At 57.3% G+C, this 14,306-nt stretch carries 12 protein-coding genes and 1 tRNA gene; all 13 read right to left on the minus strand.

Features of this window, described 5'->3' with window-relative positions:
• Window positions 1-65: 65 nt before the first annotated feature.
• The 13 genes from pknB to RQ935_RS05925 all read right to left on the minus strand — a co-directional run bounded on the left by pknB (window position 66) and on the right by RQ935_RS05925 (window position 14,251).
• Window positions 66-1,919 carry a Stk1 family PASTA domain-containing Ser/Thr kinase gene (pknB, locus tag RQ935_RS05865; protein ID WP_311497568.1) on the minus strand — a complete coding sequence of 618 codons (1,854 nt, stop codon included), beginning with the start codon at window positions 1,917-1,919 and terminating at the stop codon, window positions 66-68.
• Entirely contained in the window at window positions 1,906-3,387 is a 1,482-nt protein-coding gene (locus RQ935_RS05870) for a serine/threonine-protein kinase (RefSeq protein ID WP_311497569.1), read from the minus strand. Before RQ935_RS05870 ends, pknB begins: the two co-directional genes overlap by 14 nt.
• Window positions 3,384-4,844 (minus strand): penicillin-binding protein 2, encoded by a 1,461-nt coding sequence (locus RQ935_RS05875; protein WP_311497570.1) that lies wholly within the window; start codon window positions 4,842-4,844, stop codon window positions 3,384-3,386. Before RQ935_RS05875 ends, RQ935_RS05870 begins: the two co-directional genes overlap by 4 nt.
• Window positions 4,841-6,331: an FtsW/RodA/SpoVE family cell cycle protein gene (locus RQ935_RS05880; protein ID WP_311497571.1), complete on the minus strand. Its 1,491-nt coding sequence runs from the start codon at window positions 6,329-6,331 to the stop codon at window positions 4,841-4,843. The genes RQ935_RS05875 and RQ935_RS05880 overlap by 4 nt, the downstream gene beginning before the upstream one ends.
• Window positions 6,331-7,659, minus strand: coding sequence for a protein phosphatase 2C domain-containing protein (locus RQ935_RS05885; RefSeq protein ID WP_311497572.1), 1,329 nt, complete (start codon window positions 7,657-7,659; stop codon window positions 6,331-6,333). The genes RQ935_RS05880 and RQ935_RS05885 overlap by 1 nt, the downstream gene beginning before the upstream one ends.
• The gene (locus tag RQ935_RS05890; protein ID WP_308534470.1) at window positions 7,659-8,123 is read right to left on the minus strand and encodes an FHA domain-containing protein; all 465 of its coding nucleotides are present in this window, start codon (window positions 8,121-8,123) and stop codon (window positions 7,659-7,661) included. Before RQ935_RS05890 ends, RQ935_RS05885 begins: the two co-directional genes overlap by 1 nt.
• 16 nt (window positions 8,124-8,139) lie before the next feature.
• The gene (locus RQ935_RS05895; protein WP_311497573.1) at window positions 8,140-8,988 is read right to left on the minus strand and encodes an FhaA domain-containing protein; all 849 of its coding nucleotides are present in this window, start codon (window positions 8,986-8,988) and stop codon (window positions 8,140-8,142) included.
• 100 nt (window positions 8,989-9,088) lie between these two features.
• Window positions 9,089-9,862 carry a methionine ABC transporter permease gene (locus RQ935_RS05900; protein ID WP_311497574.1) on the minus strand — a complete coding sequence of 258 codons (774 nt, stop codon included), beginning with the start codon at window positions 9,860-9,862 and terminating at the stop codon, window positions 9,089-9,091.
• Window position 9,863: 1 nt separating this feature from the next.
• Window positions 9,864-10,913 (minus strand): methionine ABC transporter ATP-binding protein, encoded by a 1,050-nt coding sequence (locus RQ935_RS05905; protein ID WP_311497575.1) that lies wholly within the window; start codon window positions 10,911-10,913, stop codon window positions 9,864-9,866.
• A gap of 161 nt (window positions 10,914-11,074) precedes the next feature.
• Window positions 11,075-11,147, minus strand: a tRNA-Arg gene (locus RQ935_RS05910).
• Between the two features lie 81 nt (window positions 11,148-11,228).
• Entirely contained in the window at window positions 11,229-11,828 is a 600-nt protein-coding gene (locus RQ935_RS05915) for a sugar O-acetyltransferase (RefSeq protein ID WP_311497576.1), read from the minus strand.
• A gap of 114 nt (window positions 11,829-11,942) precedes the next feature.
• A complete protein-coding gene (locus RQ935_RS05920) occupies window positions 11,943-12,689 on the minus strand; it encodes a sulfite exporter TauE/SafE family protein (protein ID WP_311497577.1) in 747 nt (248 codons plus the stop codon).
• Between the two features lie 140 nt (window positions 12,690-12,829).
• Window positions 12,830-14,251: an FGGY family carbohydrate kinase gene (locus RQ935_RS05925; protein WP_311497578.1), complete on the minus strand. Its 1,422-nt coding sequence runs from the start codon at window positions 14,249-14,251 to the stop codon at window positions 12,830-12,832.
• Between the last annotated feature and the right edge of the window lie 55 nt (window positions 14,252-14,306).

Genomic DNA, 14,306 nt, shown 5'->3' on the forward strand with positions numbered 1-14,306 from the left:
TCGACGCTAGCGAAATCACGCCCTCCCTGGGTGCGGCAATCCGTTCTCATCAGCGGCAACCTGCCTCACGTGCCGGGCGATTCCGGAGCGTGTGAAGGTTCCGTAGGTGTGGTCGGGGTATCCGTCGGAACTTCCGGCTTAGTCGTGGGTTCCTCCGGGGCAATCGCCACCACGGCGGTCATAGACGTATCCAGCCCAACCAACTGACCTGCCTTGTCCAAAGACAACACCGTGCCCGGAGCAGCTGTAGCATCTTCCTTTTCGGTAATCGTCAAACGCACCCGGTTGGCATCCACAAACTGTTGCAGAGCCTCCTTGGTGCCTCCCACCAGGTCTTGGGGAATCCGGAAATTACCGGAGGCCACTTCCAGGTCGACCGAGTCGCCCTTTTTAACCGCTTCGCCCTCCGCGGGGTTGGATTTAATGACTTTGTCTTTGTCTATCGTGCCCGAATCAGCAGTCGTGATGCTACCAATCTCTAAGCCTTCTGCCTCCAAAGCCTTCCGAGCCTGTTCCTGGGTCAGACCGGCCAGCGAGGGAACACTGGCGTCGCCCGGGCCGGTAGAAAGCGAGACAAACACCTTGGAACCTTTGGCAACCTTCGTCCCCACCGCCGGATCGGATTTAACAAAAATACCCTCCGGAATGTCCTCGGAACTGACCCCGCGGCCCAGGCGGAACACCAGCCCCGCATCGGTAATCGTGGTGGAGGCTTCTTCCTGGCTCATGCCGTCCAGAGAGGGAATCTCTACCATCTCGTCACTCGGCTTGTCTCCACTGAAAACCAGCCAATATCCGAGGCCTAAAACCGCCAAAATTGCCAGCAGCACAATGACAATAATCAGCGGTTTCTTATTGGGTTTACCGCGATGGTTCTGGGTCGGATCTGTGGCTTCCAAAGTCTGGGTGGTCTGTCCCGCGGCAAACATTGCGTTAGACCTAGCGGTTCCGTAGCTAGAGGCGTACCCCTGGTTTACAGGGGGCAAGACAGTGGTCGCACCACCGGCGGTATCACCAACCAAAGGAGCCGTCCAGGTTGACGTAGCGGGAGCTGCCACGCTTCCTCCACGCAAAGAAGCCTGCAGGTCAGCTCGCATATGAGCGGCATCGGGATAGCGATCTTCACGGTCTTTCGCTAACGCTTTCATCACCACGCGATCCAAAGATTCCGGAATATCCGGGGCAATCGAGGAAGGCAGCGGTGGCAGCTGGGAAACGTGCTGGAACGCGACCGCCACAGCCGAATCGCCCTTGAACGGGGGCTGGCCAGTCAGCAGCTCGAACAGCAAACACCCCGCGGAATACAGGTCAGAACGGGCATCAACCTGTTCGCCGCGAGCCTGTTCGGGAGAAAGATACTGCGCGGTGCCCACCACCGCATCGGTTTGCGTCATCGTGGCTTGGGAATCAGACAGGGCGCGAGCAATCCCAAAGTCCATCACCTTGATTTTCCCGGTCGTGGTAATCATCACATTGCCGGGCTTAATGTCGCGGTGCACCAAGTTTTGATGGTGAGCATACTCCAACGCGTCCAGGACACCGGAAACGATTTCTACCGCTTCCTCCAGCGGAACCGGATTCCCGTCCGTCAGCAGCTCCCGTACCGTGTGACCTTCCACGTACTCCATAACGATGTAGGGCACCTTTATCTCGGCGCCGTCAGAAGCGGTGATGGTTTCTTCACCCGTGTCATAAACAGCCACGATGGAGGGATGGTTCAGGTTTGCCGCCGATTGGGCTTCGCGGCGGAAACGGGCCTGAAAGACGGGGTCGCGCGCCAAGTCCTGACGCAAAATCTTAATCGCTACAATCCGGTTCAGGCGCGTGTCAGTACCGATATGGACTTCAGCCATACCGCCGCGTCCGATGAGCTGGCTAATTTCGTAGCGCCCGCCGATAATCCGGTCAGACTGACTCAAGGTTTTCCTCCTCTACTGGCGAGCTGGCTGGGGCTGCAACCGACGCTACGGTCAAGCCCGATTCAAGGTTACCGGTTGAGGCCCCGGTACGCAGGGTGGTTGCCAACCCAAAAATCAACGCTATCAACACCACAGCGGTGATGACCAATGCAACAACAAGTTTTCGTTTCGATCCCGACTCCGGTGGGGACAGCGGTTTGTCTTCCAAATAACGCATCATTTCCTCGTGACGCTCGGGAGGGATTGCCTGGGGACCCACCGGTATAGCAGCAGGTTGGGTCGGTTTTACCCGCTGAAAATTGGGTCTGAAGGGCGAGGCGGATGTCTCCGAAGCAGAAGCGGCGGGCGGGATCGAATCGGTCTGGTACGGGCCAACTGCGGGAGCCGTTGTGTCAGGTTTGGCCGAGACCACACGAGGGGGTTGCGGAGCCGGTTCAACCGGCGCAGCAGGCGCTTTGGTGGGAGTGACCGGGGAGGGGGACGCCGCAGGTGGGGTTGGAGAGGCCGATACGGCGCGTGCATCTGCGGGCGGGGAGCCCGGAGAAGTATTTTTCGGGGTATCTTCGACCGGTGCCACGGGCATCTGGGCGGTCGGGGGAGCGTCGGCCAAATTGCGTGAAAAACTCATGCGCGGGGTAAACGACAGTGGCACCGTGCCGTGCCACAGCGCCTGAATCGCCTCAGCGAGCTGTTTCGCCGATTGCGGACGCAGCCGCGGGTCTTTTTCCAACATTTGGTAAATCAACGCTGCCACTTGGGGATTTACCGTCTCGGGAAGAGGCGGAACCGGGTCTTTCACGTGTGACATCGCGATGTCGACCTGAGTCGGACCCGTAAACGGACGTTTTCCAGCCAAGGCTTCGTAGGCGATGACACCCAGAGCATAAATATCACCCAAGGCGGTCGCGGTTTCACCCATCGCCTGTTCGGGAGGCAGATATTGGGCGGTACCCATCACCATCCCGGCCGCGGTCAGGGCCTCGGCGCGCGGGGCCAACGAAATCCCGAAGTCCGTCAGCTTCGCCACGCCCTTGTCGGAAACCAAAATATTCGAAGGCTTCACATCACGGTGAATGACGTGCGCCTCGTGGGAAGCTTGCAAGCCGTTGGCAATCTGGATCAGAATCGGGGCCAGTTGTTCCCAGGTCAGAATCTGGCCTCCCGCCAGAATATCCGACAGGGGACGGCCCTCCACCAGTTCCATCACGATCCAGCCCTGGCCATCTGTTTCGCCCCAATCAAAAACGGCGGCGAGGTTGGGATGATGCAGGCGGGCGGCGTTGGTAGCTTCGGCACGCAGACGGGCCAGGAATGTCGCCTGACCGATGAGTTCCTCTTTCAACACCTTCACCGCGACGACGTTTTGGCTGCGTTTGTCCCAACCGCGCCAAATCACCCCCATTCCGCCGGTCGCCAGAATGGAAACCAGGCGGTAACGGTCGTTGAGCACCGTATTTGCTCCAATCATTGGCTCACTCCTGCCTGCAAAATGCTGCGTGCCAGCGGGGCAGCCACGGTACCCCCGGTACCGCGTACGCCCTGCGGGTCCTCCACCACAATCGCTACGGCAATGCGCGGGTCTTCCGCCGGGGCAAACCCTACAAACCAGTGATCCAGGCCGCGCCCCACCCCCGTTTCGGCGGTTCCGGTTTTACCTGCTACGTTCAGGCCGGGAATGCCGGCAGCCTTGCCGGTTCCGGATTGCACAACTTCCACCATCATCTGGCGGATACTGGCGGCGATTTCCGGTGACACCGCCTGGCTCAAAACTTGTGGAGCATACTGTTTGAGCACCTGGAAATCGGAGGACAGCTCCTGATTGATCAGGTAAGGCGTCATGACTTTTCCGTCGTTAGCGACAGCGCTCGCCACCATCGCCATCTGTAGGGGCGTCACCCGCACGGACTGCTGGCCAATCGCGGCGTTCGCCAGGAAAGACGGCGCTTCCGGAGGAGGAAATTGGGAAGCTACCCCGGTCAGAGGCACGTTCGGGACGGTGCCGAAACCAAAGGCCTTGGCTTGTGCCTGCAAAGGCTCGCCGCCCAATTGCATTCCCAATGCGCCGAACGGGGTGTTACAGGACAGGGCAAAGGCTTTATGCAACGGCACTTGGCCGTTTCCACAGGATTCTCCGGCAAAGTTGATGAGTTTCACGTTGGTGCCCGGCAAATCCAGAGAATCGGGAGCGTCCACAATAGTATCCGCGGCAACTGTCCCGTGAGACAGCAGAGCCGCGGTCGTCACAATCTTAAACGTCGAACCGGGCGGATAAAGTTCGCTAATTGCTCTGTTTAGCAGGGGTTTTTGCGGGTCGGCGACCAAAGCGTTGTAGGTACTTTGCAGGGCGTTGCCGTCCGGGCCGCTCAAGGCGTTGGGGTCAAAAGTGGGGGAGGACGCCATTCCCAGGATTTCTCCCGTTTTCGGGTTCAGCGCCACGGCGGCGCCGGTTTTCCCGGACAATGCCGCGGTCATCGCGTCTTGGACTGCCGGATTGATGGTCAGTGACACGTTTCCGGCCTGCGGCTGGGCACCGGTAAACAAGTCTTGTAGGCGCTGCATCCATTGGGAATCCGCCTTGCCGGACAAAACCGGTTCGGCGGCCTTCTCCAAATCCGTCATCTGGCCGCGAATTGCCGCCGGGAAGTATCCCGTAATATGGGCGTACTTTGCGCCCTGAGGATAGTTTCGGGCGTAGGTCACGTCCGGATCAGTTCCTACTGGCAGCGACTGAGCCAATACCAGGGCACCGTCTCCGGTCACGATCTTGCCGCGCTCCTGGTTCCAGTAGGCATCGGTGACCCGCCGGTTCAGGGGGTGAGCGTTGAGGGTCGGAGCAAAAATAAACTGCTGATAGGTTAACGCCCCCATCAAAGCCACAATCATGACAATCAGGGCAACCGCTAAACGGCGAATCTGAGCGTTCATTGCGGCATCACCACCCTTTCGGTGGCGGCGTAGTCAAGAGGTCCCCCGGCGAGCCCAGCATCTCCCGAGTCACCGGTACCGGATGTCAACCGAAAACCGCCGGACCCATCGGATGGAACTGGTCGACGTGCTGAATCGGAAATGCGCAGCAGAATCGCTACCGCCAACCAGTTGGCGACGGAAGAAACGCCCCCCGCCGCCAGGAACGGGGCGGTCAGGCCGGTGGAGGGAATCAAGCGGGTCACGCCCCCCGCCACGATAAACAGCTGCGCCCCAATCCCGAAAGCCAAAGCCGTGGCCAGCAGTTTCCCGAAACCATCGCGCACCCCCATCGCGGCTCGCAATCCGCGCAACACCAGAATCAGGTACAGCAGCATTACGGCCAACATACCGGTCAGACCGATTTCCTCAGCGACAGAGGACACGATGAAATCCGAGTTTGCCAAGGGAGTTTGACCCGGCCGGCCCAAACCCCACCCGGTTCCGGTCAAGCCGCCGTAAGCCATGCCGAACAGGGCGTTGACCAGCTGCCAAGAACCGCCGACTCGATCCGGGTTGGCGACATCCAAATCCAGAGCATTCAGCCAGTTCGTCACCCGGTCTTGCACGTGAGAGAAGGACAGGTACGCCACGACGGCCATCGGTATCATCAACACCCCGCCGAAAATAATCCAAGATGGTCGGTCCGTAGCGACATAGAGGACGGCGACAAAGATGGCGAACAGCAAAAGCGCCACCCCCAGGTCCTTTTGCAGCACCAGCAGGCCCATCACCGCAGCCCAGACCACCAGAATCGGCAGCAGGTCGCGCCACCGGGGCAGCTGAATGAATCCGAGCTTTTTGCCGGCGATAGCCAGGGAATCCCGACGGTATTCCAGGTAGCCGGCAAAGAAAATCGCCAGCAAAATCTTGGCGAATTCGTTAGGTTGAATCGTGAATCCCAAGATGCGCAAGGAAATATCGGCACCGTTGACGGTTTGACCGAGTCCCGGAATCTTGGTGGAAAGCATCAGCAAAATGGCGACAACCAGGGCGGGCCAGGCAAATTTTCGCAGGCTGCGATGATCCCGAAACGCCAGCAAGGTCAGGATTACCACCACGATGGAGCCGATCATGAAAACGACTTGGCGTTCATTGTTGACCTGGGTCAACATGGCGTTACGCACCGCGGTGGAACCGGTGGTATCGGCGCGCTGCTGATAGTACAGATCCAGGCGCGAAATCATCGCTAAACCGATTCCGTTTAACGCCACAGCCACCGGCATAATGACCGGGTCGGCGTAGGGCGCCAAAAACCGTATCGCCACGTGCAGACTGATTCCCCCCACGGCGATTGCGGCGCAATACCAGTACCAAACCTGGGGAGCCTCCGGGTGAGAAACCATGACGGAAAGGTAAGCTCCGACCCCGACCAAGATTGCCAGGATGAGCAAAACGAGTTCAGAGCGGCGTCCGGATCTGGCAGGATATTGCACGATGGTAGCCATTACTGGTTACCTCCCGCAGTATTCGGGGATTCTTCGGTTGACGTGGTTGTCTCAGGTGTTGGCGTTGTTGGGGTCGGGGTCACAAGCTTCGGTGCGGGCTTTTTCGTTTCCTTCACCATTCCGGTGTCCCGCCACGACGCAATCAGCTCCCGGGCCTCCTCACGACTCCGCAGAGAAATGCTCTTTTCCAGGCGCTGCTGGATGACGGGAGCCAAATCGGAATCACGTAGCCCCATCCCTTCGACAGGGTGATACAAATCCCACGAGCCGATGGATTGGTCAATCCCCCTAAACAGTGTCACTTCGCCCCGATTCACCCCCAGAAAGTACTGTTTTTGGGTCCAGCCATAGGAAAACCAGGCTCCGAGCCCCAAACCCGCCAAAATCACCAGCGTCAAAAATATGCCGATGAACCAGCCCCGCCGGGACATCTTGCGGGGATCTTTCGGGGTACGGGTGGCAAATTCATCCTGCTCCAGAGGTTTCCCGCGGCGCAGCATCGCAGCTTTCTCAGCGGGGGTGGCTTCGCTGATACTGGCTCCGGCGGGCCGAATGGAGGCGGCCCCCACGATCTGTGGGGCGGTAGCGGTCAGTTCCTCATCGGAATCCACCACATCGGCAATCACGCAGGTCACGTTGTCGGGGGCGCCGCTTTTCAGCGCCAAACCCACCAGGTCTTCGCAGCAGCTCTCCGGCGTTTGGCCCTCGGTGAGTACGGTGGCGATGGTTTCGGCGGAAACCACTCCGCTCAACCCGTCCGAACACAGCAACCAGCGATCCCCCACCACGGCCGCACGCACGGACTCGTCCAAAGTCACGTCGCCTTGTGAATCCCCCAACACCCGCAACAACACGGAACGTTTCGGGTGGTGCGCGGCCTCCTCCGGGGTCAGCTCTCCAGATTCCACCAGGTACTGCACAAAAGAATGGTCTTTCGTCACCTGGGTCAACTCACCGTCCCGCAACAGGTAGGCTCGAGAGTCACCCACGTGAACCATCGCCATCTTGTTTCCAGACCGTAAAATTGCCACACAAGTGGTACCCAGACCCTGCAACTCCTCGTGGCTGCCCGACAGCTCCACCAAATCTCGGTGAGCCTCCCCAATGGCATCACGCAGCAGGTTCAACAAGTCGTCAGCAGCGTGGGAATCTGCGTCCAGCGGAGCCAAATGCGCCACCGCCACCGAGGAAGCAATGTCGCCTCCGGCGGGACCGCCCATTCCGTCAGCCAGCACCAACAGATGCGGCCCGGCATAGCCGGAATCCTGGTTATTTTTGCGAACCAAGCCGACGTGAGAACGAGCCGCATAACGCAGTTGGATTGACATCAGCGCAGCTCCACTATGGTTTGCCCGAAGCGAACCGGGGTGTGTGCGCTGAGCGGGGTCGGGGAAGTAATCCGCACTCCTCCCACGACAGTCCCGTTGGTTGAGCCCAAATCCTCCACGAACCACTGGCCGTCTTGCGGATAAATCCGGGCATGTTGAGCCGAAGCGTAGTCGTCATCCAGCACCAAAGTTGAGGTCGGGGCGCGTCCCACGATGACCGGCCTGTCGGTGAGCTGCAGGGAAGACCCCGTCAATGGCCCCTCGGTAACCAAAAGCGTGGACACCTGGGCGTCACGCTTCCGCTGTTTACGGCCTTTGGTGGGTTTTGCTGATTTAGCCTGGTCACGCCGTGTAACGACCGTACCATAGATATCACGGCTCAAAACCAGGATGGAACCTCCCACCAGGAGCCACAGCAGCACCAGGTATCCCAGGCGCAGTAAAGAAAAACTTAGTTCGTTCAACAGCTCGCCCCTAGCCTCACGATACTCGGGGTGGGGCGGCTTGGCGCCAGAAAATCATCTTGATGCGACCTGCCGTCACCACGTTGCGATCTAAGAGAGTAGCTTCGTTGACGCGGTTGCCTTCCACAAAAGTTCCGTTCGTGGACCCCAAATCGCGCAGCACGTAGTTGGTACCGACCTGGACAATTTCAAAATGCTGATGGGACACCCCGGAATCGCTCAGGGCAATGTCCACGTTGCGTCCCCGTCCTACCACGGTACGCTCTCCCACCAGCAGGTAAGTCTGTCCCCCGACCACTTCCAACAGGGGTTTTTGTTCATGCTTGGCTAAAAGTTCGGATTCCTGCGGCGTGACCGTGCCGCCGGGATTCGCCGAGACCCCAGGAGCCGCGGATTCCACAGGTTTCCATTCCAGGTCCTCACTAGCGAGAGTCTGTGGCGGAGCCGGGTGCGGTTCGGGTTGGGAGGGCGGTGTTACCGGCTGAGCTGGGGTTCCGGGTTCCACACCGGAAACCGGACGGGCCCCGGATACGGAACGAGCCTTAACTTCCAGGCGGTGCTGTTCGGGGTTCAGCGGGGTAAATTCGACATAAACCGAACCGGTCAAGGAATAATTTTGCTCAGTCGCGTAGGCGTTGGCATCACGCACAAACTCTTGCAGCAGGGCTTCCTTACCCCACTGTTCGAAAGCGGCGTCAGTCTCGGGAGAAATAGAAATCTCGAAATAGTTTGGTGCCACGGTGCGTTCACGAGACATCGGGATGGCACCCCGATCCATGGCTTGTCGGATAGCCTGAGTCACATCTATAGGTTTGTCAGGGCCGGAACGATACACTTTGGATTTCACGCGGTCAAAGAACTCCAAAACCCCCTCCTTCCGAGAATCACCAACAGTTAAGACAGTCTGGGACAATTCTAACGGTATAACCCACGTAATTCGTTATTGAACTATCAGACCAGGGATTTTAGCGATGATCCGCAACCCGGGTAAAGAAGTCCCCTATGGCCTGCAAAATAATGACGATAATGCCGATCACAATCAGCGAAACCAACAAGGTGTCGGCTTGGTAGCGCGAGTGGCCGTAATTAATGGCCAAAGAGCCCAAGCCTCCCCCGCCAAACGCCCCGGTGATCGCGGAATAACCAATGATGGTGATGACCAGCACGGTCGTGGATTGAATCAGGGCAGGAAGAGCCTCGCGGACTTGCACGCCCCACATAATTTGGCTGCGGCTGGCACCCATCATTTGTGCCGCCTCAATCTTGCCGGAATCCACACCCATAATGTTGGATTCGACCAGGCGGGCAAAGAATGGCGTGGCGCCGACAATAAGCGGGACACAGGCCGGCTGCCAGCCTATCGTGGTGCCTATCAGCAGGCGCGTAAACGGGAGAATGAATACTGCCAAAATCAGGAACGGCAGGGAACGCCCCAGGTTCACAATGAATCCCAAAATTTTGTTTACCGCAGCGTTGGGCATCAAGCCGGTTTTCGCCGTGGAAACCAGGAACAACCCCACCGGCAGACCAAACAGCACCGTGAACAGAGTCGAAACGGCTGTCATCGCTAAGGTCTCCAGGGTGGCAGGAAGCATCTCTCGCGTGATGGCGGGGTTGTCAAACCAGGTCGGATCGCCAGGTCCGGCGGGAAGTATGGATTGCACTGACGAAACAATCGGGTTCACCTGGTTTACTAAATCAGCGTTGTGCGACAGCAGGGTGGGCAGGAGTTCCAGCATTTTAGATTTCCTCCTCCAAGTTCAAAGCCTCCAAAGGTCTGACGCTCGCATACACACCTTTGGCACGCATCGCCGCAATCAGACCGTTCATGTTTTCAGCCGAAACCGCCAAAGCTAGCCTTCCGACCTGTGTGTTTCCTACAGTTTCAAATGTTCCGGCAGCGATATCCGCCCCCGCGGCGGCAACCATCGACATCACGGCAGAACCGGTAGGTTTGCCCGGATTCGAGTTGAAAGCAATGTCCACCAGCGCGGCCGGTTTACCGTTCAGCACCGGCTCGCTCTTAACTTGCGGTCGGGGAACCAGGTCAAGCGCTAAACGGCTTTCTGGCTCGGTTAATATGTCCTCAACCGTGCCGGTTTGGATAATCTTGCCGTGTTCCAGCAGGGTGACGGAGTCACAAATTTCACGCACTACCGCCATCTCGTGTGTAATAATCACCACGGTGACTCCCAAAGTTTCGGAAAGGTCACGAATCAGGTGCAGGACCTGACTGGTGGTTTCCTGATCCAGTGCCGAAGTCGGTTCGTCACACAACAGAACCTGAGGACTGGTGGCCAGACCCCGAGCAATGCCGACCCGCTGCTTTTGACCTCCGGAAAGCTGAGAAGGATAGGACGAGGCACGATCCTCTAAACCCACCAGCCGCAGCAACTCCATGACTTTTTCCTTGCGGTTGCCGTGCGGTACACCAGCCAGATAGAGGGGGTAGGCAACATTTCCGGCCGCGGTGCGGGAATCCAGCAGGTTCGCGGCCTGGAACACCATCCCGATTTTGCGTCGCGCCTGACGCAGTTCCGTCTCACTCAAGGCGGTCATTTCTTGACCGTCAAGGGTGATGGAGCCCGTGGTGGGTTTTTCCAACGCCGTCAAGCAACGAATTAAGGTGGATTTACCGGCCCCGGATTGCCCCACGATACCGTGAATCGAACCTTTGGCTATCGTCAGGTCAATGTTATCCAAGGCATGAACGGTTCCGCCTTCCGCGGACTTTACATGATAGATTTTGCTAACCCCGCTCAGGGTAATCATCGGCTCGCTTGTTTTCATCGCCTTATACCTTACCGGATTTTGTTGTAATTCCCGCAATAGTGTCCGTCTTGGGCTGGTTGACACCAGCCTGACCAAACAGCCCGAAAATGCGGAACAAATTGTGGGCGTTAAATGAGTTTTCCCCGGTCCGCTGGATCGCAGCGGATTCCGGGGAACAGCGCGCCCGAAGGGACTCGAACCCCCAACCTTCTGATCCGTAGTCAGATGCTCTATCCATTGAGCTACGAGCGCTGAGGTCATTAAGTCTAGCCTTAACCTGCACGATTCCCCAAATCGACACTCTCCGGGCAAAAAATCCAGAGGAATCTGGCTTCATTCAAAGCGATTCCAAGAGGTCAATTTGTCAGCCTCGGTGATTTCACGCAACACTCGGCAGGGGTTGCCGATGGCCACGCAGTTATCGGGGATGTCTTTGACGACGATACTGCCCGAACCAATGACCACGTTGCTGCCGATGCTCACCCCCGGCAGGACTTGCACAGCGGCACCAATCCACACGTTGTTGCCCACGGTGATGCTGTGGCCGTACTCCAAACCTTGGTTTCGCCGCTCAAAGTCAATCGGGTGGCCCGCCGTGTGAAATCCGCAGTTCGGAGCAATGAAAACATTATTGCCGAAAGTAATCCGGGCGCAATCCAGCATCACCGTGTTGTGGTTGGCGTAAAAATTTTCCCCGATTTCAATGTTGTAGCCGTAGTCGCACCAAAACGGGGCGATGATGGTGAAATTTTGCCCGGTTTTGCCCAACAGTTCCTGCATGAGGCGGTGCTGGGCGGCGTGGTCAGAAGGTCGGATTTGGTTGTATTCAAGACACAAGTCTTTGGCGTGGTCTCTTTCGCCGCAAAGGGTGGGATCTCGGTCTGCGTTGTAGAGCATCTGGTTCAGCATTTTTTCTTTTTCAGTTAAACTCACCAGAACTCCTTTGTGATTGGCAGATAGCTTGTGAAGCTGCCGCGGCGAACAATCCCCTATCCACAGTGTAGAGCACTCACAGAACCGGAAACGAGACGAACCGGTCTTGTGACTTTAGGGCAGGCCGGGGAGGAACACGCTGATGATGACCCGCAAAGCCCCAAACGTGGCTAGGGCCAACGCCAAGTTGCGGGCCCACTGAGGCTTGACATATTTCTTTAGTAATCGTGAAATGACGGTGCCGGCCAAAATAGCCACCAAGATGGCGGCAATCGTAGGGGCGGGTAGGGAGGTAAGTACGGCGTTTTGCCCGCCGAACCAGACTTTGCTGGCCACCACAATAATGTTGAAACACAGGAACAGCGGCTGCAAGGTGGCTGCGAACTCGCGCTGGGACCACCGGGTAGTTTGAGAGTAGGCCGCCATGACCGGGCCGGACTGAGCCACCAGGGCACTCATCATGCCCCCGAGGAAACCAAAGATCAGAGACCCCGAAAAGACGGGTACCGCCCGAAAACGGGGAGCAAAAATGGAAAAGAACACCATGGCCAACATAATGATTCCCACAAAAATGGAAAATACACGGTCCGGCACAAACCGCAGTGCCACAACGGTAGCGAACAGCGCCGGCAAGGCGCTGAGCATCAGCAAGCGGAAACGATACCAGTTCACGTCTCGAAAACCGGTCACGAACAGCAGTAACGTGACTAGACCGCCGCAAATGTTTCCCCACAGAATCCCGTAGTGAGCTCCGGCTGCCACCACGAAAACCGGGACGGCAATCATGCCAAAACCCATTCCGGCCACACCCTGCACGCAGGTGCCCAGCAAGACGATTGCAGTCAAGAGGACCATTTCCATTACTTCACTATATCGCCTCGCCGCGCGGCCCCCATCATGGAATATGTTTCCTAACTGTGGGAGAGTGCGGCTTGGCGCAATATATTGCGCCAAGCCGCACATTTATCAGGGTGAGGAATTCAGCCGGGATTGGCCTAGCGTCACCGGCTGACATTGTCGCGATATGCCTCCAGGTAACGCTGATATTTCTGGGCCGTAATTTCGGCGTATTCTTCCTGCGGGATGATTTCCTCGCCTACCGGCGGTTCGTAATCCTCTAAAGACAGGGTGCTATCCAGCAGATACGCCCCCCATAGGGCGGCGCCCATCATGGAGTTTTGTTTCACCAGACAGGGGCTCAGGGTGTGTCCGAACACGTTAGCTGCCAACTGGGACCAGATGCTGGAGTGGAGGATTCCTCCCGAAATGAGGATACGCTCGGGTTCTCCGTTCAGTTTGGTTACGGCGTCGTAACACTGTTTGAGGTTGAACAACACCCCTTCCAATACGGCCTGGTAAGTCAGCTTGAAATCGTGCTTTGAGATCAGGCCCAAGAAACCGCCCTTGCGCTTGTCCCCCCAGCCGGGGTTACGTTCCCCAAAAATGAAGGGTAGAAAGACCGGCGTATCGGCAGCGTAATCCATCCCCGCTTCGAGTTCGTCGTAAGTGGTGGGGCGCAGCGACAAACCTTTGAACCAATCCACTGTGTTGCAGGCTCCTGCCGTTGCAGCCCCGGAAATCCAATTCTTTGGTCCGATATAGCACCAGGTGGACATATCCGGGTGGAGCTGCGGTTGAGGGGACGTGACCCGTAAAGCACCGGACGTGCCTACCGACAGTGTCATTTGCCCTTCGCGCAAGGCTCCCGAACCAAGCTGATTGAGAGACCCATCGGACATGGCGGGAACCACAGGGATTCCAGCCGGTAACCCCAAACTGGCTGCAGCTTGGGCGGAAAGCGGCGCCTGATAGTCGTTATCGACAATTTCTGGAAGCTGGGAAGGTTCGAGGTCAATCACCTCTAGCAGCTTTGGGTCGTATTTCCCGGTGGTGATATTAACCAGTCCGGAACCGGATGCCATACAGCGAGAAACTTTGATGGTTCCAGTCAAGCGATAGAAGTTATACGTGGCCTGGCCCATGGCGATGTAGGAAGAAATGTTGTATCCCTCTTCTTTGAGGAAGGCAAGTTTAAAGAAAGGATAGATAGCGTTGGGATAACCACCCGTGAGGTTATAGTATTCCCTGGTCAGCTGGGGTTTGCTGCGGAAAGCCTCAGCTTGGTCGGAAGCCTTGGTATTGGACCACTGCATGATGGGGGTCACCGGGTCCAAGTTAGGGTTGAACAGTCCGATGGAATGCCACACCCCAGAGAGAACAATGATGTCAATGTCTGTCCGACCCCGCAGAAGTTTCTTGGCTGCCGCCAAGCTCGCTTCATAAACCACCATGGGATCATGCAGGGTCAAATCATTATCCATGGGCGGATAGAAAGCATTTTCAACCGTAAAATCGTTCTTGACTGTGTCATAGATCATCGCTTTGGCTGAACTGGTTGATGATTCGATAACTAAAACATTCATCGCGCACTCCTAAAGTTCACGGCTTGTTTTCAGTATATCCACAGTGTCTTGCGCG

This window comes from uncultured Mobiluncus sp. (genome assembly GCF_963511525.1).
In the GTDB taxonomy this organism is placed as follows: domain Bacteria; phylum Actinomycetota; class Actinomycetes; order Actinomycetales; family Actinomycetaceae; genus Mobiluncus.

What these genes read in the sequence shown, in the direction of transcription:
- RQ935_RS05870 (WP_311497569.1), bottom strand. Translation starts at nt 3,387, where the DNA reads ATGATTGGAGCAAATACGGTGCTCAACGACCGTTACCGCCTGGTTTCC.
- RQ935_RS05875 (WP_311497570.1), bottom strand. Translation starts at nt 4,844, where the DNA reads ATGAACGCTCAGATTCGCCGTTTAGCGGTTGCCCTGATTGTCATGATT.
- RQ935_RS05880 (WP_311497571.1), bottom strand. Translation starts at nt 6,331, where the DNA reads ATGGCTACCATCGTGCAATATCCTGCCAGATCCGGACGCCGCTCTGAA.
- RQ935_RS05885 (WP_311497572.1), bottom strand. Translation starts at nt 7,659, where the DNA reads ATGTCAATCCAACTGCGTTATGCGGCTCGTTCTCACGTCGGCTTGGTT.
- RQ935_RS05900 (WP_311497574.1), bottom strand. Translation starts at nt 9,862, where the DNA reads ATGCTGGAACTCCTGCCCACCCTGCTGTCGCACAACGCTGATTTAGTA.
- RQ935_RS05905 (WP_311497575.1), bottom strand. Translation starts at nt 10,913, where the DNA reads ATGAAAACAAGCGAGCCGATGATTACCCTGAGCGGGGTTAGCAAAATC.
- RQ935_RS05920 (WP_311497577.1), bottom strand. Translation starts at nt 12,689, where the DNA reads ATGGAAATGGTCCTCTTGACTGCAATCGTCTTGCTGGGCACCTGCGTG.
- RQ935_RS05925 (WP_311497578.1), bottom strand. Translation starts at nt 14,251, where the DNA reads ATGAATGTTTTAGTTATCGAATCATCAACCAGTTCAGCCAAAGCGATG.